The sequence below is a fragment of the Bartonella tribocorum genome (assembly GCF_002778015.1).
In the GTDB taxonomy this organism is placed as follows: Bacteria; Pseudomonadota; Alphaproteobacteria; order Rhizobiales; family Rhizobiaceae; genus Bartonella; species Bartonella tribocorum_B.
The window spans coordinates 16977-39515 of record NZ_NJPP01000012.1 but is presented as its reverse complement, the minus strand read 5'-3'; the positions used below and the strand labels follow the sequence as shown (position 1 = coordinate 39515).

Annotated in this window: 16 protein-coding genes and 3 pseudogenes; 8 read left to right on the top strand and 11 right to left on the bottom strand. The window is 39.1% G+C overall.

Annotated elements, in window-relative coordinates:
* Window positions 1-283: 283 nt before the first annotated feature.
* Together CEV08_RS04735 and CEV08_RS04730 are read left to right on the top strand one after the other, a co-directional pair.
* A complete protein-coding gene (locus CEV08_RS04735; RefSeq protein WP_039760787.1) occupies window positions 284-559 on the top strand; it encodes a DUF4164 domain-containing protein in 276 nt (91 codons plus the stop codon).
* A gap of 19 nt (window positions 560-578) precedes the next feature.
* On the top strand, window positions 579-962 hold the full coding sequence (locus tag CEV08_RS04730; protein ID WP_100130583.1) for a cell division protein ZapA: 384 nt from the start codon (window positions 579-581) through the stop codon (window positions 960-962).
* 1517 nt (window positions 963-2479) lie between these two features.
* Here the strand turns inward: CEV08_RS04730 and CEV08_RS04725 are convergent.
* The 3 genes and pseudogenes from CEV08_RS04725 to CEV08_RS04715 all read right to left on the bottom strand — a co-directional run.
* Window positions 2480-2793 (bottom strand): annotated as a pseudogene (locus tag CEV08_RS04725) (pyruvate kinase alpha/beta domain-containing protein); the annotation flags it as partial.
* A gap of 70 nt (window positions 2794-2863) precedes the next feature.
* Window positions 2864-4300 (bottom strand): pyruvate kinase, encoded by a 1437-nt coding sequence (pyk, locus tag CEV08_RS04720; protein ID WP_100130582.1) that lies wholly within the window; start codon window positions 4298-4300, stop codon window positions 2864-2866.
* The gene (locus CEV08_RS04715; protein ID WP_100130581.1) at window positions 4297-4824 is read right to left on the bottom strand and encodes a DUF1036 domain-containing protein; all 528 of its coding nucleotides are present in this window, start codon (window positions 4822-4824) and stop codon (window positions 4297-4299) included. The genes pyk and CEV08_RS04715 overlap by 4 nt, the downstream gene beginning before the upstream one ends.
* Window positions 4825-5041: 217 nt before the next feature.
* On the opposite strand from CEV08_RS04715, the gene CEV08_RS04710 reads away from it, so the two are divergent.
* A complete protein-coding gene (locus CEV08_RS04710; RefSeq protein WP_039760779.1) occupies window positions 5042-5302 on the top strand; it encodes a DUF2312 domain-containing protein in 261 nt (86 codons plus the stop codon).
* 616 nt (window positions 5303-5918) lie between these two features.
* Here the strand turns inward: CEV08_RS04710 and rimJ are convergent.
* The 5 genes and pseudogenes from rimJ to CEV08_RS04680 all read right to left on the bottom strand — a co-directional run bounded on the left by rimJ (window position 5919) and on the right by CEV08_RS04680 (window position 10487).
* Complete coding sequence (gene rimJ, locus CEV08_RS04705) at window positions 5919-6485, bottom strand: ribosomal protein S5-alanine N-acetyltransferase (RefSeq protein ID WP_100130580.1); 567 nt, start codon at window positions 6483-6485, stop codon at window positions 5919-5921.
* A gap of 208 nt (window positions 6486-6693) precedes the next feature.
* Window positions 6694-6919: pseudogene (locus CEV08_RS09935) on the bottom strand (Arm DNA-binding domain-containing protein); the annotation flags it as partial.
* A 578-nt stretch (window positions 6920-7497) separates the two neighbouring features.
* The gene (locus CEV08_RS04690; protein WP_100130578.1) at window positions 7498-9363 is read right to left on the bottom strand and encodes an ABC-F family ATP-binding cassette domain-containing protein; all 1866 of its coding nucleotides are present in this window, start codon (window positions 9361-9363) and stop codon (window positions 7498-7500) included.
* Window positions 9363-9749, bottom strand: a complete 387-nt coding sequence (locus CEV08_RS04685; RefSeq protein ID WP_100130577.1) for a hypothetical protein — start codon at window positions 9747-9749, stop codon at window positions 9363-9365. Before CEV08_RS04685 ends, CEV08_RS04690 begins: the two co-directional genes overlap by 1 nt.
* Before the next feature lie 102 nt (window positions 9750-9851).
* Window positions 9852-10487 (bottom strand): thiamine diphosphokinase, encoded by a 636-nt coding sequence (locus tag CEV08_RS04680; protein ID WP_100130576.1) that lies wholly within the window; start codon window positions 10485-10487, stop codon window positions 9852-9854.
* A 140-nt stretch (window positions 10488-10627) separates the two neighbouring features.
* Between CEV08_RS04680 and CEV08_RS04675 the strand changes: the two genes are divergently transcribed.
* Entirely contained in the window at window positions 10628-12202 is a 1575-nt protein-coding gene (locus CEV08_RS04675; protein WP_180753554.1) for a M48 family metalloprotease, read from the top strand.
* A 395-nt stretch (window positions 12203-12597) separates the two neighbouring features.
* Here CEV08_RS04675 and CEV08_RS04670 read toward each other — a convergent pair whose 3' ends face one another.
* The gene (locus CEV08_RS04670; protein ID WP_100130574.1) at window positions 12598-13509 is read right to left on the bottom strand and encodes an RNA polymerase factor sigma-32; all 912 of its coding nucleotides are present in this window, start codon (window positions 13507-13509) and stop codon (window positions 12598-12600) included.
* A gap of 587 nt (window positions 13510-14096) precedes the next feature.
* On the opposite strand from CEV08_RS04670, the gene CEV08_RS04665 reads away from it, so the two are divergent.
* From CEV08_RS04665 to CEV08_RS04655, 3 genes are all read left to right on the top strand, one after another.
* Complete coding sequence (locus tag CEV08_RS04665; RefSeq protein ID WP_100130573.1) at window positions 14097-15713, top strand: hypothetical protein; 1617 nt, start codon at window positions 14097-14099, stop codon at window positions 15711-15713.
* A gap of 21 nt (window positions 15714-15734) precedes the next feature.
* On the top strand, window positions 15735-16076 hold the full coding sequence (gene fdxA / locus CEV08_RS04660; RefSeq protein WP_100130572.1) for a ferredoxin FdxA: 342 nt from the start codon (window positions 15735-15737) through the stop codon (window positions 16074-16076).
* Between the two features lie 302 nt (window positions 16077-16378).
* Complete coding sequence (locus CEV08_RS04655; protein ID WP_100130571.1) at window positions 16379-16963, top strand: CarD family transcriptional regulator; 585 nt, start codon at window positions 16379-16381, stop codon at window positions 16961-16963.
* Window positions 16964-19866: 2903 nt separating this feature from the next.
* On the opposite strand, the gene rpmF is transcribed toward CEV08_RS04655, so the two are convergent.
* Window positions 19867-20046 carry a 50S ribosomal protein L32 gene (gene rpmF / locus CEV08_RS04645; protein ID WP_005774555.1) on the bottom strand — a complete coding sequence of 60 codons (180 nt, stop codon included), beginning with the start codon at window positions 20044-20046 and terminating at the stop codon, window positions 19867-19869.
* 427 nt (window positions 20047-20473) lie between these two features.
* Between rpmF and CEV08_RS04640 the strand changes: the two genes are divergently transcribed.
* Window positions 20474-21379 carry a polyprenyl synthetase family protein gene (locus tag CEV08_RS04640; protein ID WP_100130569.1) on the top strand — a complete coding sequence of 302 codons (906 nt, stop codon included), beginning with the start codon at window positions 20474-20476 and terminating at the stop codon, window positions 21377-21379.
* Between the two features lie 184 nt (window positions 21380-21563).
* Here the strand turns inward: CEV08_RS04640 and CEV08_RS04635 are convergent.
* Window positions 21564-22129: pseudogene (locus tag CEV08_RS04635) on the bottom strand (SMI1/KNR4 family protein).
* Between the last annotated feature and the right edge of the window lie 410 nt (window positions 22130-22539).

Here is a 22539-nt window from a genome sequence, read left to right as displayed (position 1 = left end):
TAAAATTCCTCAAGGAATACTCTTTCTAACCATCAGCGTGAGACGTTTTGTCACCCCCTCAATAACAGTAATAACATTCCCCTCACGCATCCTGTATATATATCCATGTCATTTATGCCAATATGCGCAAAAAATCCAGCTTTTAATTTATATCTATCCCCTGCTTTGCTTGCTAAAATATCCTACATACTTAAAAATAAAAGACACATACTATAAAAATGTAAGTGATTCGTTTTTGCATAACGCATTGATAAAGGATACAATTACCCAAAGGACAAAAGCAATGAACCAAGAGACTACGGTTCTCCAAGATGCTCTAGAGCACCTAGAAAAAGCACTTAGAACCTTAGAAATCACCATCATAAACCGCAACGCCGTTATTGATAAAAATAACGAATGGGAAGAAGAGATTCAACGAATGAATGCTGACCGCAGCCACCTTGCCCAAGCGCTTGACAAAGCTGAAGCCCAAATTGAACGCTTAGAATCTGTTAATAAAGAAGTTTCCAAGCGTCTTATTAAAGCAATGGAAACGATTCGTATCGTCATTGATAGATAATAGATAAAGGTCTGAATGTATGGAAACAGTTTCCGTTACCATTGATGGTAAAAATTATCGCATGGCTTGTGATAAAGGACAAGAACGTCATCTTATTGCGCTTGCGGCTCAATTGGATCAATATATCACCCATTTAAAGAAAAATTTTGGTGAAATTGGTGATCATCGTTTATCGGTTATGGCCGGCATAATGATTATTGATGAAATGGAAGAAATAAAACGAGAAAATAAAAAGTTACAAGAAGACTACGATGCTCTTTTACGACTCCACAATGAAAGAGACCGCACCATGGGAAAAATTATGCGTGACACCACACAACGCATTGAAAATCTCACCAACCAATTGCTCAAGGATGATCAAAACAGCACAAACATTCAAGAACAAGAACAGAAAGACTTCTAAACACACATCAGCGCCATAATAGACTTGCGATTTGATTTTTCTCCCTCTCACAGGATAAAAATTCTCAAATGCAAGCCTCGTAAACGATCCGATTTTTTATTGAGGAGATTCCAGCGACTGATCACGCATGGCACGCATGGAATTGACTGAAAGTCCACTCAAAAAGCCCACCCTCGAACATTTTTCTGACATACAACCACTTCATATCTCAAGGAAAAGCAGCCTTATATTACCACGCTTCCAATGAGGGATCTCGCACAACAAACGACCAAAACCAACATTATTGTAAAAAAATCACACCAATGACAACAGCAACAAACAAATAAAGCATCCTCCAAGAAAAAGAGCTGCTATTGTACATAAGCCTGTAGCCATATAATAAAGTGCTTTCCCTTTAAGATGAGAACATGAAATCAAGCAGATTCAATATATATAATTAAAAAAACAACCTTATTTTATGAACCATACAACATCATCATTTGATGCTATAAGCACATGGATTCTCTGCACCTAGAATATCCAGAAAATAAATCCTACCCATCAAAGCCGTTTACAGACCAGCGTAGATTAAGAATTTTTATCCTATGAGAAGGAGCAAAAATAAAGATTATGGTATGATTTCATAGCACTTTAAACATCATAAACAACAATAATAGCGCTTAAAAACATTCCCTACCGCCGCCTTTATTCTGATAACATAACAATCCACCGCTCTTCTCAGCGCTCAAAACCTCCACGCTTCATAAAAGAGCAAACCGGCACCATCACACACCTTGTCAACACCCAATATTATAACAATAACTCTTGAACCTTAAGACGGTTCATAAGAAGCATACCTTTCTTGTACAATTTTTAACCACATGGCCCCTTGCTTGTGACGCACAAAAATAATTATGCTTGACAAAACATGAACAAATTTAAAACGAGAAAATCTTACAGCATTCAAGGTTTTAACTCAATATATTGTGAACGTCCCAACAAAGCACAAAGCCAACTGCTTTTGCATAAAAACAGTGCGCAAAAACATATTTTTAAAACACATTCACCCATCACTTTTTTCATGACATACTCTCATGATTTAGGTGTATAATCTTATTCAATTCTGCTTGCAAAAATCTAAAAATGAGAAAAATTTCAAGGTTCTCATGATCAATAAACGTCTCGCTCATAAGACATCAATATCAATGCTCATAAGACATTAATAAAGCGATCTCCAATATGCCTCAATGAGATAAAAGGGGCCTCCCATTAAATATTCCACCATAAAAGCAACTTTCTCAGAACTAAAAACAAAATCAACAGATCACATCACCACATCTACTCTGCTCTCATCACCAAACCGAATGCCCAAACGAAACGCCGCGCTATCTCTACAATGCGAGACAACGCGGAGATAAAACAATGAATTAAGTCTATTGGGACGTTCACGAGAAGTGCACACACCCCTTTCAAACCTATTTAAGTTGTTCCTACAACCTATTTAAAAGGCGTATGAAACAACACCATGCGTAAAAAAATCAAATCCCCTTCGTGCCATCTTGGAGAGACAAAAGCAATACGTAAGAGATTGTAATACCAAGTGTTCCAAGAGGAACAAGAGATTGTAATACTAGGTGTTCCAAGAGGAACACCGGCGGTCACAAGAAAGCGATCTCCCGCTTGGCAAAAACCTTCTTGAAACGCAATGGCTGCTGCTCTATCAACCATATCCTATAAATTCCATGCATCCTCGCTCACCACACGAATGAAGTCCCCAAACGCTGTGCGGTTTCCAAAATGGGAGATAAAGCAATGAATGAAGTCTATTGGAACGTTCACGAGAAACACACACCCTTCAAACCTATTTAAGTTGTTCCTAAAGTCTGTTCAAAAATGCATAAAAAATACCAAATACAAACCGCTCAAATCCCCTTCGTGCCATCTTGAGAGACAGAAGCAATACGTAAGAGATTTGTAGCACCAGGTGTTCCAAGAGGAACACCGGCGGTTACAAGAAAGCGATCTCCCGCTTGGCAAAAACCTTCTTGAAACGCAATGGCTGCTGCTCTATCAACCATATCCTCTAAATTCCGTGCATCCTCGCTTACCACACAATGAAGTCCCCAAACGAGAGCCAAACGCCGTGCGGTTTCCACAATGGGAGATAAAGCAATAATTGGTCTATTGGGACGTTCACGAGAAGCGCGCACACCCGTTGTTCCTGAAGCCGTATAGGCAACGATAGCTGCTAGTGCAAGTGTTTCAGCAATCTGACGCGCTGCAAGAGAAATCGCATCCGTCCCTGTTGATTCTGGTGCAGGATGTTGCGCTCCAACTTGAGCAGAATACGTGTGGTCTTGTTCAATTTGCCGCGCGATTCGATCCATCATAAGTACGGCTTCTTCCGGATAACAACCAGAAGCAGACTCAGCCGATAACATCACCGCATCTGTTCCAGCATAAACTGCTGTCGCAACATCTGAGACTTCAGCGCGTGTCGGAACAGGAGATGTGATCATTGATTCGAGCATTTGTGTTGCCACCACAACCGGTTTTCCAGTTAAACGACAAGCTTTTATCAACTCCATCTGAAGTGCAGGAATCCTTTCCAGAGGCATTTCCACACCGAGATCACCCCGTGCAATCATAATACCATCACAGATTTCAATAATCTTCTCTATATGCTCCAAGGCTTGAGGCTTTTCGATTTTAGCCATCAAAGACACCTTGCTTTTCGTCAACCGGCGTACCGCTATAATATCTTCTGGACGCTGAATAAAAGAAAGTGCAACCCAATCAACAGGCTGCTGTAACAGAGCCTTAAGATCAGCCTTATCCTTTGAGGTTATCGAATCAAAAGGCAAAATTGTATCAGGAAAACTCACACCTTTTCGATCCGAAATACGGGTTCCAGCAACCACGCGACACTGAACGAAATGATCATCACATACTTCAGCACGCAGTTCCAACCTTCCATCATCAATCAACAATCGATCCCCTGGTTTAATAGACGAAAAGACTTCCTCATGAGGGAAAAACACACGCTGTGCATCACCAGCTACATCGCGATGATCTAATGTAAAACTTTGCCCGACACGCAAATCCTCTTGACCCTTAGTAAAACGACCAACACGCAATTTTGGCCCCTGAAGATCCACCAAAATACCGATGGGCCGTTGAACGGTTTTTTCAACCTCTCGTATAGACTTGACCAAATCCCCCATTGTGTCACGATCCGTATGACTCATATTAATGCGAAAAACATCTGCTCCTGCCCTAAAAAGCTTTTCAATCATTAAACGGGAAAAAGAAGAAGGACCAAGAGTCGCAATAATTTTTACTTTACGAGAACGTTTCACGGTGGAGAATTTCCTGAAAAAGAAGAGGCAACTGAATTGTTGAACAAAGAATCCTCCGTCAACTGTACCATCCAACTGGTTTGATCACCAGTATCGATTTCCTTAAACTCAGCCTTTTGATATCCTCGAGGGAAACAATCATGAACCCCTTGAATGGTAAATTGGCTATCTTGCACACACATGGTCACAGAGCCTGCCCAGTTTCCTTTTTTTTGCGCCCCTTCCGCATAAAAATAATAAAACCGCGAAGCAAGAGGTCCTTCGATTAAGGTTTTACATTCTGTCACAGGAACCACCCACCAGCCTTCGCTCACCCACCCTGAAAATGTACGATATCCAAGAGCAACCCCTACAGACTGTTGAGTTGTATTACACACCCTAAAGTCAGCTTTTGCACAAACAACAAGGGGAAACAAGAGAAAAACGCTCAAGAAAACAACTTTTAATCCTGTTTGAAACGCCAAAAATTGTTTTTTTAAAATCACAAAACTTCCTCTATAATACGCACTCTCAAAACAAATCATACATTTCTTCTTTTAAAAGCTTTATCAAAGCTAAAAAATATATTTTTCTTTTTATAGCCTTTTTATCCATGCATTATCTTAAAAATTTTACAAAATATTTAAAGTCAATTTGTAAAAAAACTGTGGAGCTTGATTTCTTTTTTGTTTTTCAAGCTTTTTCAACATAAATTCGTCATCGAAAAACAACGTAACACATATAACATTGGAGAAAAATACAATGAATGATACAGTAACCGACCAAACACACGCGATATCCGTCAACCAATTACGCTCTTTTATCGAACGAATTGAACGACTAGAAGAAGAGAAAAAAACGATTTCTGACGATATTAAAGACGTGTATACGGAACTTAAAGGCTCTGGTTTTGATAGTAAAGCGGTTCGCAGCATTATACGGTTGCGTAAAAAGGAAGAGCATGAACGAATGGAAGAAGAAGCCATCATTGAGCTTTATAAAAATGCGCTTGGGATGAGTTAACTCTATTGGAAATTTTCTTAAGAAAGTGAAAAATGGACAAAAACGAGTGAATGGATAAAAATTCTGCCAACCGTGAGCAGTCTGTGCAGAATAACGAAGAATTCGTGTAAAAAAAATTTCATGTAACTTGTGACGAAGCTCTTGGGCACAAGATGCATGGGATTGCAACAGCCCTCACATCTAAAAGGTTTCATGCAAGGTGCAAAGATTCACGAAAGGCATTTTTTCTTGTTTTCTCATTATTTTTGTCTATACAAATATTTTTATCCATAAAGGAGTTATCCCCCCCTTATAAACACCCCGCCTTGTAAACCAACTCTCCTTGTAAGCCAGCCCTACTTGTGCGTGCCAGCAAAGCGTTTAGAGTGCTTCACCCTAAAAACAAGCGTGAAATGAGAAAATCTTACGGTATTCAGAACTCTCATTCAAATTGAAAAAATAAAATCAATTCATTATATAAGAAATATAAGAAGCAAAACATTGAAAAGGATCAGCAACTGAAATTCGCTAAATAAAAGTCTGAGCTTTTTACAGAAAAAGAGGTTGATCTTAATCTTTTAGGATAGGGAAGAATTCAGCTTATTGATATATCTGGTAAAAAGACCTTAATAGAGCTTCATTCGAATCTATGGGCAGACTCATAGCGATCATTCCTTCGAGAGGTGAGAATGTGATCTCTCCATTTTCCAGCAATCATCAAATAATCTTTAGCATAGCCTTCTTTTTCAAAATGAAGGCGTTTTAATAAAAGTCCGCTTTTTATGTTCTCATGCATATAATTTGCCATCACTCTATGCAGATGATAAACATGAAAAATATGGTGTATCAAAGCCGATAAACTCTCAAACATGAGGCCTTTGCCTTGTTGTTTTTCATCAAGAGAAAAACCAAGATGACAGGCTTGAAAAACACCACGAACCACGTTTGTAAAGTTCACAACACCAATGATTGTGTTTTCATTTTTTAATCGTACGGCATATCGGTAGGCTTGTCCTTGTGCGCTTTCACAAGAATAAGTATTGGCTCGTGTTTCCCAAGCTGTTAGGCTGTGGTAATCATCAGATCTTGACGGTTCCCACCGACGCAAATGATTCGCATTACGCAAGAAATAAGAATGCAGTTCAACGGCATCTTCTAAACCGATCAATGTGGAAATTGTTCGCTTTGTTTTAATTATCACCATTTTCCCCTCCAAGAAATACTCCAATAACGCGTTAATTTATCCTGACAAATCATTAGGTTAAACTTAAATCATAACGGTAAATACAGGAAGCTTTTCTCACCACAATGCTTAATCACGTTAGAATTAATAAAGATCATTTTCTTTTCCGTCATAAGCAAAATTGATGTATTCTAATAGGGTCACGACCTTCACGTAAAACAGAGTGTCATTGGTTTGCCAATTCACGGGCTTGTTTTAAAGAGACATCTCTCAAAAAGCACCCAAGCCCATTTCACGACGCCGACCATGAACGGTATAAAGATAAAGCCCCCATAAAATAATATAGCATCACCATCTTTACGCTTATAGAAAAGCAAGCTGGCACCATCACACACTTTGCCAGGTAGTGGGTGTCGCAACAGCTGTTGGCACTTGAGAGCATTCATAAGAGGTATTTTAGTCCTTATCTATACAGTTTTTACCCACATGGACCACCCGTTTGTGGTGTGCAAGCAAGTGATTTTAATTGATTCAACATGGAACAGATTTGAAATGAGAGAATCCTACGTTATTCGGGGTTCTAATTCAATATAAATAACGCTAAATTATCTTTATAAATCAATATATTGCCTAGTTCACAAGGTATAAAGACAAGGAAAGACTTCTTAATAAATGCGCTCAAGTGCTAAAAGCTATAGAAACATTGGAGTCTGGGAAAATCTGCGAGGAGACGAGCATGCTTCCATAGATGAAATTGCGACAAAACGCCCCGCACCAATCGTTTTTTCTTTATCAAGAATTGGTGCAAAAAAGCCAAATATAAAAACAGTTAAAGCCCGCTTCAAGCATTTGTTCACCAGCGCCATAATTTTTAGCTACCATCAAAAATGTGGTGTCCAAATCTGCTCTTTTATCAATTGAATAGTATAAACTTCATAGCTCTGTCGTCATTCTTCAAAACACTCAAGTGCTCTCCATAAAGCGATGACATAATATGAATCTCTTAAAATGCTTAGGTATTATATCTGAGATATTAACGTGAACATGCTTCTATTTCTTCACGTAAAATTTCAAGTTCTAGCCATTCTTCTTGCTTTTGTGTGCAAGTATTTTTCTTTTTTTCCAATGCCGTTGATAAGCGTTCAAAGCGTTCTTTATCACGGCGATAAAGAGCTGGATCAGAAAGCTCTTGTTCAATTTTTGTTATTTCATCTTGTAAAGCAGCGATTTCTTCAGGCAATTTTTCCAATGCATAAACCTGCTTATAAGACAATTTTCTCCGTGTGTTTTTCTCTCCCACGCTATCCAAGCTAGGATTTTCTGATGAGGCCTGTTTTGAAAACGCTCCCGCATGAGATGTTGAAGATGCTTTACGACGCGATAATTCTATTTCTTTGCCTTGTAAGCGAAGAGCCTGCTTATTTTGCGCCATCATATCACTATAGCCGCCCGCATATAAAACCCAATGACCATCACCCTGAGGTGCCAACATATGGGTTACAGTACGATCTAAAAAGTCTCTGTCATGGCTAACCAACAACACTGTTCCTGAAAAATCAGCAATAAATTCTTGTAACAAATCCAAAGTTTCCATATCCAAATCATTGGTTGGTTCATCAAGAATCAAAAAGTTTGCAGGACGCGAAAGAAGGCGTGCAAGCATAAGACGCGCTCTTTCTCCCCCCGAAAATTCTTTAAGAGGGGTGCGTGCTTGTTCAGGCAAAAATAAAAAGTCTTTCATATAAGAAACCACATGCCGCTCCTGCCCATTGATCACAAGAGTATCACCCCTTCCCCCCGTTAAATAATGTGCCAAAGTTTCTTCTTCATTGACAATACGTTGCTGATCAAGCAATGCCATGGAAAGGTTATACCCATGCCTCACCGTTCCACTATCCACGGCTTTTTTCCCAATCAATACGGAAAGGAGCGTTGTCTTTCCAATACCATTAGGGCCGACCAATCCAATCCGATCACCCCGTTGAATGCGTAAAGAGAAATCTTTAACAATAAAGCGCTCCCCATAGGATTTTGAAATTTTCTTTGCTTCAAGCACCTGTTGACCAGAGTCATGACTTTTAGCTGCGCTCAAAAGTGCACTTCCCGGCTGTCCCTTATAGGTTTGATGACGCTGTCGTAATTCTTTTAATTCGCCCAAGCGCCGTACATTACGCTTACGCCGTGCGCTCACGCCATAACGCAACCATTGCTCTTCACGAGCAATTTGACGCCCCAATTTATGCTGCTCAATCGCTTCTTCTTCCAGTGCTTTATCACGCCAATTTTCAAACTCCGAAAAACGCTTTTCCAGCCTTTTGGTTGTGCCCCGATCAAGCCATACCGTTGAACGCGTGACATTTTCTAAAAATCGCCGATCATGGGAAATCACCACAATCGCTGAACGCAAAGAAGACAAAACCCCTTCCAACCATTCAATGGTTAGCAAATCAAGATGATTGGTTGGTTCATCTAAGAACAAAATATCGGGCTTTGCTGCAATGGCGCGTAACAATGAAACACGCCTCTTTTCACCCCCTGAAAGCGTTTCTAATTTTTCCGCCCCTGAAAACCCTAAATTTGTACGAAGAGTATTGATCCACTGGACATCAGATGTTTCATCCAGCCCCGCTTCCATATAAGCGTTAATATCTTCAAAACCTGAACAATCCGGATTTTGGGAAACATAACGGAGTGTCACCCGAGGGTGGCGAAAAATTTCACCACCATGAGGCTCTAATATTCCTGCGGCAATCTTTAACAGAGTCGATTTTCCACAACCATTACGACCAACCAACGCAATACGCGCCCCCTGCTCAACCGATAAACATGCTTGGTTGAGCAAAGGCTTTGTCCCAAAAGTTAGGAAAATGCGGTCAAGCCGCAGCAATGGCACCGCCATTAACGAACGCGGCGCGGACAAGGTGCTTGATACATCACCCCTCTTGCATCACGGTAAGTACACAATTGTTGTACTGGAACTCTTTGCGCACAAGGTGCTTGGTAAACATGTCCTCTACGACCACGATACGTGCATAATTGTGATGCTTGTTTTTGCTGTCTTCTTTGATTTGCAGCAGCACCGGTTACTGTTCCAGCCAAAGCACCAAATGCTGCACCGGTAAGCGCTGCTCCAGGCGTACTTCCCGCAATTGCAGTTCCAGCCAATGCACCGATTGCAGCTCCCCCCACACCGTAACGTGCAACGCGTTCATCATTTGTTGTACAAGCTACCGAACTAAAACCAATAGCAGAAACGACGGCCACTTTAAAAATTGATTTTAACATATCAAAACCTTTCCTTGTAAAGATCAATACACAATATATCGTTTATGTCGGTACTTAATCACTAGGCCCCCCCCTGCCTTATTCAAATATATCGGAAGAGCTTTATGAAATAGGCACAGACGCTAACAATATAGCTTTTCCAGAACCTAAATGGCAAGAAAAGGTTCCACAAATACGGTTAGAAAGTGTTAAAGAAGAGCCAAATGACACATTTTTACCACAAAGAGGCCATTTTACTCCTTTAAGCGTTAAGTCTTTTAAATCAGAAAAACCGATAAGACTAAACAAACACCCTTTCGGCAAATCATACGATGTAAGCTCAGGCAACACCGGCCAACCCTCTTCTAAACCACTTGTCAACAACACTGAAATTCCCCTTTCAACCATCATCAACGCTTGTGTCATATGAGAAAGGCTATGGTCACTTCGCTCCCCTCCCAAAGCACCGCACAAAATAAGCTTTTTAGCACCATTTTGTAAGGCTCGCTCACAAGCCAAAGCACTATCTGTCATATCTTTATCAGAGGGAAACACCTCACGCGGAACATGGTTATATTTGTCTATCAAAGTCTGATCAGACGAATCAAAATCCCCTAACCACAACTCAGGCTCCACATTAAGCGCAGCTGCATGGCGCATACCACCATCCGCAGCAATCACCCGACTATTTTGAATTTGATTAAGCAAACGATCAGTGATAAAAAGATCTCCATTTAACAATATCGTAAATGTTGTCATGCCATATTTTGCCTTTCACAAAGTTCTCTTCTCTCGCATCCCTTTATCGATGAGAGTTATTTTTTAATAACCGCGATAGAGCCAAACGAATCCTTATCCCTAAAGCTTTTCTAAAAAAACACACGACACTAAAGATACCCATGAAATTTGCCAAATTACACCGGAAAAATGACCTGCATCGTGATTCGTCACACACCATTTTTCAACGAAATTTTCTTTTTCGCTCTCTCCCTTATAAAGCAACTTTCATCAGTTTGATGCTTCTTCTTTCAGCTTGTCATACACCCCTTTCTCAAAATGATAGGTTTTCTTCCAGTACTTCTAAAGCAATTAAACGTACCAACAATAACAATATCTATGTCACATTAAGCGCTCTGCAACACCCCCGTATTTTGCAAATGTATGGTGGCGCCTATCATGATGCAAAACTTGAACGCTTTTTAGCAAAAATTATCCGTAAACTAATAATTGCATCCCCCCATTCTCATCAAACTTATTCTATAACAATTTTAAACTCAGAAAGTATCAATGCATTTGCGCTCCCCAATGGTTCGATCTACATCACGCGTGGAATGGTAGCACTCGCCAATGATTCTTCAGAAGTTTCCGCAATTTTAGCCCATGAAATAGCACATATCAGAGCCCATCATGGCATTTTACGCCTACAAAAAGAAGCCCAACTGAAGATGACAAATCATATGTCTCCACGTCTTCTTTCTTCTATAGACAAAAAAAAACACCCTCCCCTACAAAACAAGCAACAACTGGCGCAATTTTCCCGCAATCAAGAGCTAGAAGCTGATTCCATTGCCCTCGACATGCTCCAACAAGCAGGCTATGATCCCTTTGCTTCCCCGCGCTTTCTTCAAACAATGGAAGCCTATAGTAATTTTCAGAATATCTCTGGCACCCAAAATGCTTCCTTAGACTTTCTAGCCTCTCACCCAACCACCCCAAAACGCATTCAGCTTGCAATAGAAAAAGCACATAAAATCAGTAAAGAGAATCATAAAACCATCGATCGTAATTCTTTTCTCAAAAGCATTGATGGCATGATTTTTGGAGGAAACTTTTACACAGGGTTTGTACGAGATAACCAATTTATTCACCCCCAATGGCGCATTGCTTTTTCTGTTCCCAACGGTTTTTCAATAGAACATTCAGCCCACACGGTTTGGGCTAGCGGCCCCAATAAAATTGCAATTCGTGTTGATGCTATTCCCCATCCTACTGGAATGTCTGCAAGCGATTATTTAAAAAGTGGGTGGATTATTGGGCTAGACCCATCATCTATCCGCCCCCTCACCATTCAACTTCCAAATCAAGGTCTTCCCAATCAAGAAAATCTCGGTCAAAATTTACTTGGAGCACAAGCCCGTGCGACCCATGAACAATGGCAATTTGATGTGGTTGTTATTCTGTACAATAATCATATTTTTCGTTTTCTAACAGCTGCCCCGCATAATTCTCAAAATTTTGCAGAGATTGCCCAAAAAACGGTACAAAGCTTTCATCCTCTTTCAGCTTCACAATTAAAAAAATTGAAACCCTTAAAAATCAGTGTTATCCGCGTTAAACAAGGAGAAACTGTTGCAAATCTTGCTAATAAAATGCAACATACACCAGACAAAGAAAAACTCTTTCGTATTCTTAATGCCCTCTCACCAACTCAAACTTTACGCGCCGGTACAAAAGTAAAAATTATCACTGAATAAATCCCCTTTTTCCTCTGCGATAGTCTTGATTCTTTTCTGTCTTTAATCACGCTCCCCCAAGCATATTGGCATATTAGCATGATAAAGCTGGAAAACCCTCAAACCAGCTTCATCATGCTCTACCACACCCCCGTACCTATATCCCCTAAAAAGCTTTTCACGGCTTATATGTCGAGAAGATCTTCTAAAATGAACCGTAAGGAGAAGAGAACGCAATTTCTGCACAAACCTTCCTCAAATAAACCTCGCCCTCCAATCTTCTTCTACTCATAGAATACGACTCAAACCACCCCTAAGGAAGCGTATCGCATGATAAAGCTGGAAAACCCTCAAACCAGCCTCATCATGCTCTACCACACCCCCGTACCTATATCCCCTAAAAAGCTTTTCACGGCTTATATGTCGTACGCATCTTCTGAATGAACCGTAAGGAGAGCAGAACGCAATTTCTGCAAAGCCCGTGCTTCAATTTGGCGCACGCGCTCTTTTGAAATTCCTAACTTTTCACCCAAAACTTCTAGCGTAGCGCCCTCTTCATTGAGGCGACGAAAACGAATAATCTCCAACTCCCGTTCATTGAGAATTTGCAACGCATCGTAAAGCCATTGTGTACGCCGTTGCCCATCAATCACTTGCTCAATTAAAACATCAGGAAGAGGACTTTCATCGACCAAAACATCCATCTTCGCAATGGGATTATCACTGTTTTCAGAAACAGAAACGCTCAAGGAATTGTCAGAGCTGGAAAAACGAAAATCCATTGTTTCAACATCTCGAACGGAAACACCGAGTTTTTCAGCGATTGTGCGAAAAATATCCTGTTTTGACAAAGCGCTATCATCTTGCACTAGTTTTGCACGCAAACGCCGCAGATTAAAGAAAAGTGCTTTTTGCGAAGAACTGGTTCCTCCTCGAACGATTGACCAGTTTCGCAAAATATAGTCTTGAATAGAAGCGCGGATCCACCATGTTGCATAGGTCGAAAAACGCACTTCCCGATCAGGTTCAAAACGTGCAGCGGCTTCCAACAGTCCCACATACCCTTCTTGTACCAAATCCCCCAAGGGCATTTTGAAACGTTTAAAGCGGTTCGCAATAGCAATCACCAAACGCATATGAGCCGCTGCAATTTGATGCATGGCATCATCATCGCGTTTATCTTTCCACCGCAGAGCCAAATCATGCTCTTTTTGTCGTTCAAGATAAGGTGCTTTCATAGCAGAACGCATCATATTACGTCCTAAGCTTTTGTCTGCATCGCTATAATTTTTGCTGCTTTTATAAACAGCATTTGAAAGATTACCCATAATAACCCCTTGCGATTAAAATTATCAAATTTGATTTGGCAACGACATTATTGTTCTCTCTCAAAAAGAACTCAAAAGTTGTTAAATTTGTGCCTGCTACTTTAGCGTGTAATTTTATAATCGCAATTGTTTTTTTCATGATCGTGATAAAACTTCTTATCATAAGACATCATTTCACCTGTAAAACACCTCTACAATACGGCTTTTAACCTATGAAATGTTTGAAAAAACTTCCTCTTTACTTTTTATGACCAAACAGCAAAAAAAATAAAATGATCAAATAAAATACATGCTGCTTTTTTGATGAGCGATTCCGTTTCCTTTTAAATTAGAGAATCTATTTATGCCTTCAGCTTTACATTACAACTAATAAGCCTTACATTACAACTAATAAGTGTAATTTACAAATATAAAATATCCCAACTGAATAAAAAATAAGCCTCTAAGTTTTAAAGCCGCAAAAAGAAACATCAGAAAACGACAAGAATGATTGAAGCAAGCATAACAAACGTGTTAAAGAAAGAGCAGCATTATGGAGTTGTCGCAAAAGGCTTTTTACCAATATCGCACTGAGAAAGAAAATAATCATGGATAGCAAGATTGTTCAACAGAATGAGATTCTTCAGGATGATATTCTCATTGAAAAACACGGAGGGGGTAAATTTGAAGGTTTTCGTTTTTATGCCAACAAAAACAAGACTGATCAAACAGCTGAGCAGCAATGTTCAACAGAAAATGAAAATTTGATTCTTGCGTTTTCCAAACGCGCAACGCGTTTTTGTGCTTGCGCAAATAGCGATTTTACCCTTAGTTCTGATGGCATTGTGCGCTGGATTGGTCAACCTGTGGGGCAACTTGTTGCCACGGAAGATTTTTTCAAACCCAAATTGATTGTTTTAGCAGACACACAACTTTCGGGAGAATCCCGCGACAATGTTGTAAAACGATTAGAGCGCTTTGTAACCTTTCATTTTGAAACAGCTTTAAAACCTCTATTTGATTTACGCAATGCTAATAATTTAACAGATTCAACCAACAGCCTTGCCTTACAACTGGTTAACTCCTTAGGGGTCATACCCCGCCGCAAAGTTTTAGACCTTGTCAAAAATCTTGCGCAAGAATCACGTGCTGTGCTTCGGCGTCTAGATGTGCGTTTTGGCGCTTTTCATATCTATGTTGCAGGCATGCTTAAACCCGCTCCGGTTCAAGCCATTACTCTTTTGTGGAATCTCCAAAATATGGGACAAGATCAAACGGGTTTGGGTGAAATTTTTACAGCATTATCTGCTGGTCGAACCTCTTTGAGTGTTAACCCTACCTATAACCGCCAATTTTATCAATTAGCAGGTTACAAAATCTTAGGACAACGTGCCGTACGAATTGACATTTTAGAACGTCTTGCCAATCTCATTCGCCCCGCCCTTCATTGGAAACAAGGAAGTAATCCCAAACCCGATGGTGCCTATGATGGAAAAAGTTTTTTTGTAACCACCACCATGATGTCCATTCTTGGGGCCAATGGAAACGATATGGAAGAAATCCTCAAAGGGCTTGGCTACCAATCATACAGCATAAGCAATACTATTTTTGAACAAAATCTTCTTGCACATCAAGGCTCTTCTTCTGTCACAGCGACAACACAAGGGGCTCATGCAGCAGAATGCGTTGGCAGCCTATGGCAAACAATCGCTACATCAGAAATAACACAAGAAGAAAAAAATACCTCATCCTTGAATACTTTCTCTTCTTGTATTGAAAAACACGCCCATAACACCAATCGTTTACCAGCAGCTGAACCTGTTGGAAATTTTGCCAAAGCCACTTCCCCTACAGCAGAAGATAAGGTTATTTTATTATGGCATTATAGGCCTCAACTTCACCAGCACACACAAAAAAAACGTGATAAATCTGAACATAAGTGGAAAAACAAATCGAAGAGTGCTGTAAAAAAAGGAGGCAATGTGAATAGAAACGCCCCTCAAGAAGCAGCATCACAAACAAAACATTCTCATAAATTCAATAAATCCCAAGAACTCCATAAGTCCCAAGAGTTCCATAAATCCCAAGACAAGCGTGCAAATTATAAACCTTTTCAAAAAGAAAAGCGTTTTAACCCTGATTCACCTTTTGCAAAATTAGCTGCGCTACGCGATCAACTCACCAATCATAAAAACACGCACACACTTTCCTCTAAAAAGCATTAAAATAACGAATGGAGTTTGATCTTGACTCACGTAGTAACCGACAACTGCATTCATTGCAAATATACGGATTGCGTTGAAGTTTGTCCTGTTGATTGTTTTTATGAAGGCGAAAATATGTTGGTCATTCATCCTGATGAATGCATTGATTGCGGTGTTTGTGTACCAGAATGCCCAGCAGAAGCTATTATACCTGACATAGAACCAGGCCTAGAAAAGTGGTTAGAACTTAATCTTCATTATGCAAACAAATGGCCTAATCTTACAACCCGAAAAGATCCTCTTCCTCAAGCAAAAGAAATGGATGGCATTCCAAACAAACTAGAAAAGTATTTTTCAGAAAATCCAGGAAGTAGAGAAGAGTAATAGTACAGTTTACAGCCCCTTCTTTCAACAATGGAAAGACTTCTCTTGTAAAAATAAAAAAATCCTCATGCGAACTGATTGATTCTTTTGAAGTTTGATGTTAGTGTTGTTCTAACATGATCATCTTTCTAAGTATTTTTCTTTGCTTTTTTAGTAAAGCAATGTATTTTTTTTGGTTTAAAAGTATTCAGCTTTTATGCTCACTTAATTGATAGAATATACTGAGTGAAAGAAAACTTAACCCTCAGGCTTATAACCTGTTTTCCGATGCATTTGTTGATCATAAGGGAGTAAACTAAGATATGGCATCCCAACATGGAGCACCCTCAAAGACTAAAGAATTTGCAACCTCTGAATATATCGTCTACCCCACGCACGGAGTAGGACAAATTATAGCGATTGAAGATCAAGAAGTTGCAGGACATAAATTAAAACTTTTTGTCATTCATTTTGCGAAAGATAAAATGGATGTCAAAGTCCCCATTGCAAAAGCCCTTTCCGTTGGAATGCGTAAATTATCTGCTGGTGATTCCGTCGAACGCGCTTTAAAAGTATTACACGGAAAAGCACGCGTTAAACGAACCATGTGGTCACGCCGTGCCCAAGAATATGATGCTAAGATCAACTCAGGAGATCTTATTTGTATCGCTGAAGTGGTCCGTGATCTTTTTCGCTCTAACCTACAGCCTGAACAATCCTACTCTGAACGTCAACTCTATACCGCTGCTCTTGAAAGAATGGCGCGTGAACTTGCAGTTATTAATAGCCTTTCTGAAACAGAAGCGATCAATCTCATAGAGATGCATCTCTCCAATAAGCCGAAACGTGAATTTAAAACTGAAAGAGAAGAAACAATTGAAAACAGCAAAGCTGTCTACGCCGCATAATACGCACTTTCATAACAGCAGGATATTTTTATAAAACCAGCAAAAAGCTGGTTTTATTTTTTGATCAACCTCTGCACTCTCAAGGAGAAAATTTCTTAAAGCACCAGTAAACAATCTAACTTTTCGACAAATTCCACCGGCTTTCTCCTCACGCACTTCATGCCATAGAAAGCTCATTGATGAACAACCCTAATACATCATTTTATATTCAAACATAAGTGTGAATGCAGGAAGCTTCTCTCACATTAAACCATTAAAATAACTTTTTACACGTCTCATGTAATTGAAGATATTGATTGATAAAGATAGTCTATCGTTTTTTTATATTCAATTAAAACGCCGAATATTGTAAGATTCTTCTTCTCCAAGCCTATTCCATGTTGCATCAATTACAAACGCTCACTGACCTGTTACAAATAGCGCTCATGTGAGTAAAACTTTATAAAAAAGATATGCCTTTTATGAACCGTTTTAAGAGAAAAAAGCCGTTAAAACATTGAGAGAACGAGCAAAATATATGACGGTAATAGCTTGCACTTTTATAAATCCTAAAGAGAGGATCAATAAATTTTATATTATTTCATGAGGCCATTATACTCTTCACGAAGCCCCATTACGAAATGGGCTAAAAAGCACATTAAAAGAAGAACTTTTAAAAAACGCGTAGATGTACAACATAAACATATTTATATTCCTATATTCCGTTTGAGACGTGTTATTTTACATGATGGTTATGATTCCATAAAAGAACAATAAAAAAGCATGAAACAAACCGTCATCTCCATTCTTTCAAAAACATTGCCGTCAATACTTTTGAAAGCTGTAAAGCTAAATTAAAAATAAAAGTTGGTTTGCCCCTTTACGGCTTTATATTTTTGCCAAATTAGACTGTCCTCCTATTTTAGAAATTCAACTCTTTGATTTATAATGATAATTTAGCGCTGTATTAAATTAGACCCCCGAATAACGTAAGATTCACTCACTTTAAACCTATTTATATTGAATCAAATTACTTTCTTGCACGTCATAAGCAGGTGGGCCATGTGAGTAAAATTTGTATAATAAAAGACTAAAAATAGCTCTCATGAACGCTCTCAAGTGCCAAGGGTTGGCCCGCACAACACCCACGAACTGGCAAAGTATGTGAAGGTGCCGGCCTTGTTACTTCTTAAGCGTAAAGATGATGGTGCTATATTATTTCATGGGGGCTTTATCGTTTATACCATTCACGAGTGCCACTGTGAAATAGGATTGGGTGCTCTTTGAGAGATATCTCTTTAAAACACAAACAAAAATACACAAAGGACCCCACCCCGAGTTAGCATACAAAAGCTAATATAACAGCATTTATTCGTTTCACTCTTTTTATCACATATGCCACCTTTATCTCACACATGCTACGGTATTAGGGTTGGAGACTGATTGACAAACAACAGAAAAAGCACACGCCCTCTAAGCAAAAAAACGTCATAAGGTTACAACCATACCAGCAATGAATAAGAACAGATATTTCATCTTTTAATCAAGCACTCTGTTAAAAAAACAATGACACAATTGGCTTTGTGTTTACTTCTCGAGACAAGCATTCGTCCACATCCTTTGTATCGTATGCATAAAATCAAATTGATCGTGATATTTAAACGGTTCTTATCTCAAAAATATGAAAAGAAAACGTGATACTATACCCATAAAAAATTTTATGCACCTTTATCATAAAAAGCACAAAAGATGATTGAATAAGTTCCCTTCTGTCCTTGCAATCATTTTTTTCTGCTTATAAGGCATCCGCAACCATTGAGCTCTGAATATTTCAACACCCATTCCATTGAAGAGTCTCTATTATAGGTATTTTTCTTATACAATTTTTACCCATAAGCCATCACCGCTTATAAGAAGAAAATAAGTGTCATTGATTCAGCGTAGAACAGACTTCAAATGAAAAAAATCACAGCCTTTCATTTAAGATGCAAGACAATAAATGATCTTTATAAATCAATGCTGTGTAGATATAAATCACAATACTTTTACTGAGAAAGGCACTTTACACGATAAACTCTATGGGCAAACCATTGGCTATTCATCACAAATTGTCAACAAAAACACCTCATGCTTAAAGTCTTGAGTCAACAACCCTCAATGACGATATTTTACGGTCTAATAGAGCAAGAAATATACACCCCCCTTTAAAGTATCGAATGAAGTGCAATACAGATAGGATATACAGTTTTACATCTTATGACAGCATTGATTATTTTTATTCTTGTTTTTACCTTCCCTAGAAAACAGCTCTTTAAGAATATTTTTAAGAAAAATAGCCTATGACTGAACGAAATTATATCGATATCCAAGCTTTTGGTGAAACCATCATAAAAGACACTACACACAAGCAATTCGATTGCCTCTTAAAAAAAACAAGAAAATTATCTTCCACAATAGAATCATTGTTCTACAGCAAAGTTTTATCCTCTATTCAAGGAAAAGCAGAACACATACACCATGCATACATCGATGAACCAAAGGAAACTTTCTCTCGCAAAAGAGAGATAAAACGCTAAAGTTCCAAACACGAGAACGCAAACGTCCACACTACATTCCCGCTTTCAGATCAACGGCATAAGGGTGACGCAAGGACACCTCAACCGCCACCTCAAAGCGAAAATGCACAGCTTGAAACGTGTATTCAGCGATGAATCAAAGAAACTACCTCAAGGAGAGAGATAAAACACTAAAGTCCCAAACACGAGAACGGACCGACCACGATACATGCCGGTTTTCAAATCAATGTGATGAGGGCGATGCAAGAACACCTCAACCGTCCCACCTCAAAGCGAAAATGCACGGCTTGAAAACGTGCATTCAGCAATGAATCAAAATAAACTACCATATGGAGAGAGATAAAACACTCAGTCCTTAACCACGAGAACGGACCGACCACGATACATGCCGGTTTTCAAATCAATATGATGAGGGCGACGCAATTCACCAGAATTTTTATCCTCGATATAAGTCGGCGCCTTCAGAGCATCAGCCGAACGGCGCATGCCCCTCTTCGCTGGAGAGGTTTTTCGTTTAGGTACAGCCATAAAAAGACACTCCAAATCCACTAAAACAGAAAAAGCAATGCCAAAAATGACAATGCTTTATTTTAAAAAACACCATAAAATTTGAGGGTACTATACACTGATAAAAGAGAAGAGGCAATGTCAAAATGATCATCCTCTTCCCAAAAATGATCTTCTCTTTATCAAAAATGGTACCACAATACCTAAGTGAATATCAAAAGCACCGCAAAGTTTGTAAATTTTATACAGTCATGAAAACATTTTCATAAAACGAATATGTAATTTTATTTGGCTTTACAAGGGATTTACACATACAGTAGAGGAACGCATAATAAAGAGCCGTTGATTTTTAATAAAAGTCTATGTCAATTGACGAAAATAAGAAAAAGCAATAGCCTTTCTCTTTGCACTTCATCATTTTATTTTTATAAAAACAAAGGAAGCAAGAATGCACGAATTTACCACCCTTCTTGCAAAACATGGCCACACCGTTGAAAGTCGGCTTAACACCCTGTTAAGTGATCAAATCCAAAATGGTGAAATTGCACGCCCTGCAAACTTAATCAAAGCCATGCGCTATGGGGTGCTGAATGGTGGAAAACGCCTGCGTCCTTTTCTTGTGATTCAAAGTGCTGCACTTTTTGATATCCCTGTAGAGCACTCCCTTGATGTCGCATGTGCCCTAGAATGTGTTCACTGTTATTCACTCATTCACGATGATCTTCCGTCCATGGATAACGATACACTTCGACGCGGAAAACCCACTGTCCACATAGAATTTGATGAAGCCACAGCAATTCTAGCAGGCAATGCCCTCTTGACATTTGCTTTTGAAATTATTGCCCATAAAGCTCATGCACTGTCTACAGATATGAGAATAAAATTGATCACAGCTCTTGCACAATCCGCTGGGCTTGGTGGTATGCTAGGGGGACAAATGTTGGATCTTGAAGCTGAAAAAAGACCACAAGAGAGTACTGACATCATCACACTACAGCGCATGAAAACAGCAGCCTTAATAAGCTTTGCTTGCCAAGCAGGTGCCATCATTGGCAATGCCTCCAAAGAATTATCGACAAAATTGACAGCTTTTGGGACCTATCTTGGTTTAGCCTTTCAATTAACCGATGATCTTCTTGATGTCACCGCAAACACGCAAACCCTAGGCAAAACCGCAGGAAAAGATGAAACCGCACAAAAGGCAACTTTTGTTCGTATTTATGGCATTGAAGAAACCCAAAAAAAGCGAGATGCGCTCATCCAAAAAGCAGAAACCCTCTTACACCCTTTTGATGATGCCAAAGCACTTCCCCTTCAACAAGCCGCCCGCTTTAGTGCAACACGCAAAAATTAATTTCATCTGCTCGATTACATTCCGCCCTCTTGTACATATCGCACATCATTCTCTTTGTATCCAAGCGTTTTTCTAACCTTACCATTAATCCATATTATAATTCTTTTGCATAAAAACGCATAAAAATTACTTGTGTCATACTGAGTCTCTCTAGAAAAATTATAATATTTCCTCACCCCCAATATCATCTCCCCCATAGTTTTTTCCAAAAACGCTTGTAAAAAGGGATAGGTTGCGGACTAGGAGTGTTCTCAGCCTTTTCAATCGGTTGTTCACCATCAAGTATCTCTTCTCCCACATGTACTATAATTCTTTTGCAAAGGAATTCATAAAAATTACTGGCGTAATATTCGCAGTCTTCAGATGGAAGCCTGACATAAAGTGGACACTCGCCATCCTAAAACTGCGTATAATCAAAATAAAACGTTTCACCAAAATCAGCATCACAAACGATAAGCTGTTCTGGTGTCGTAAAACCACGTTTTCTATCATTTAAGTTTTAGAAAACAATATCACCAGCAGGTGTGCCCACACAATCCCCATAAACGCTATATATTTCCTCACCACAAATTTCCCCTCTACCATAGTTTTTTAAAAACTTTTGTAGGAAGACGTAAACTGCAAACCGAGAGTTTTTTCTGCTTTTTCAATCAGGACACCATCAACTGCTTCATCTGTAGAGCCAAAATCAACTCTATCGCTATATTTATCAACTAGTATAACAACATCATCTAAAGTATAAGCTTTCATAATTTATTCTCCATAAATTATTCCATAAGTTTCTGTTTTTTCTCTTTCCATAAACCGTAGATCATTACTGCCCATGCTTCTCTATTGGTCTCATCATTAAACGCCCGTCATTACAAATCGATATGACAAACCTTAAGAAAGACTTCATTAAAACAAATGCATTCTGCGCCTCCTACTTTGCATAATACTTAAAGAATAAAAGAAAAAACATAAAAATTCATTCAACATATTGATTTATAATATTAATTTGAATCATAACAACACTGAATATTGTAAGATTTTCTCATCACGCACCCCCTCCCCCCTCATATTGAGGCCATACAATTCTTGTCTGTCAACACAAACGAGAGCTGCCTTTGGATAAAAGAAAAGCTGTACAAGAAAGGAGTAAAATACCTCTTATAAACCTT

What these genes read in the sequence shown, in the direction of transcription:
- CEV08_RS04735 (WP_039760787.1), top strand. Translation starts at nt 284, where the DNA reads ATGAACCAAGAGACTACGGTTCTCCAAGATGCTCTAGAGCACCTAGAA.
- CEV08_RS04675 (WP_180753554.1), top strand. Translation starts at nt 10,628, where the DNA reads ATGAAATTTGCCAAATTACACCGGAAAAATGACCTGCATCGTGATTCG.
- CEV08_RS04715 (WP_100130581.1), bottom strand. Translation starts at nt 4,824, where the DNA reads ATGATTTGTTTTGAGAGTGCGTATTATAGAGGAAGTTTTGTGATTTTA.
- CEV08_RS04730 (WP_100130583.1), top strand. Translation starts at nt 579, where the DNA reads ATGGAAACAGTTTCCGTTACCATTGATGGTAAAAATTATCGCATGGCT.
- CEV08_RS04665 (WP_100130573.1), top strand. Translation starts at nt 14,097, where the DNA reads ATGGATAGCAAGATTGTTCAACAGAATGAGATTCTTCAGGATGATATT.
- CEV08_RS04685 (WP_100130577.1), bottom strand. Translation starts at nt 9,749, where the DNA reads ATGTTAAAATCAATTTTTAAAGTGGCCGTCGTTTCTGCTATTGGTTTT.
- CEV08_RS04640 (WP_100130569.1), top strand. Translation starts at nt 20,474, where the DNA reads ATGCACGAATTTACCACCCTTCTTGCAAAACATGGCCACACCGTTGAA.
- CEV08_RS04670 (WP_100130574.1), bottom strand. Translation starts at nt 13,509, where the DNA reads ATGGGTAATCTTTCAAATGCTGTTTATAAAAGCAGCAAAAATTATAGC.
- CEV08_RS04690 (WP_100130578.1), bottom strand. Translation starts at nt 9,363, where the DNA reads ATGGCGGTGCCATTGCTGCGGCTTGACCGCATTTTCCTAACTTTTGGG.
- rpmF (WP_005774555.1), bottom strand. Translation starts at nt 20,046, where the DNA reads ATGGCTGTACCTAAACGAAAAACCTCTCCAGCGAAGAGGGGCATGCGC.
- CEV08_RS04710 (WP_039760779.1), top strand. Translation starts at nt 5,042, where the DNA reads ATGAATGATACAGTAACCGACCAAACACACGCGATATCCGTCAACCAA.
- CEV08_RS04680 (WP_100130576.1), bottom strand. Translation starts at nt 10,487, where the DNA reads ATGACAACATTTACGATATTGTTAAATGGAGATCTTTTTATCACTGAT.
- CEV08_RS04655 (WP_100130571.1), top strand. Translation starts at nt 16,379, where the DNA reads ATGGCATCCCAACATGGAGCACCCTCAAAGACTAAAGAATTTGCAACC.
- rimJ (WP_100130580.1), bottom strand. Translation starts at nt 6,485, where the DNA reads ATGGTGATAATTAAAACAAAGCGAACAATTTCCACATTGATCGGTTTA.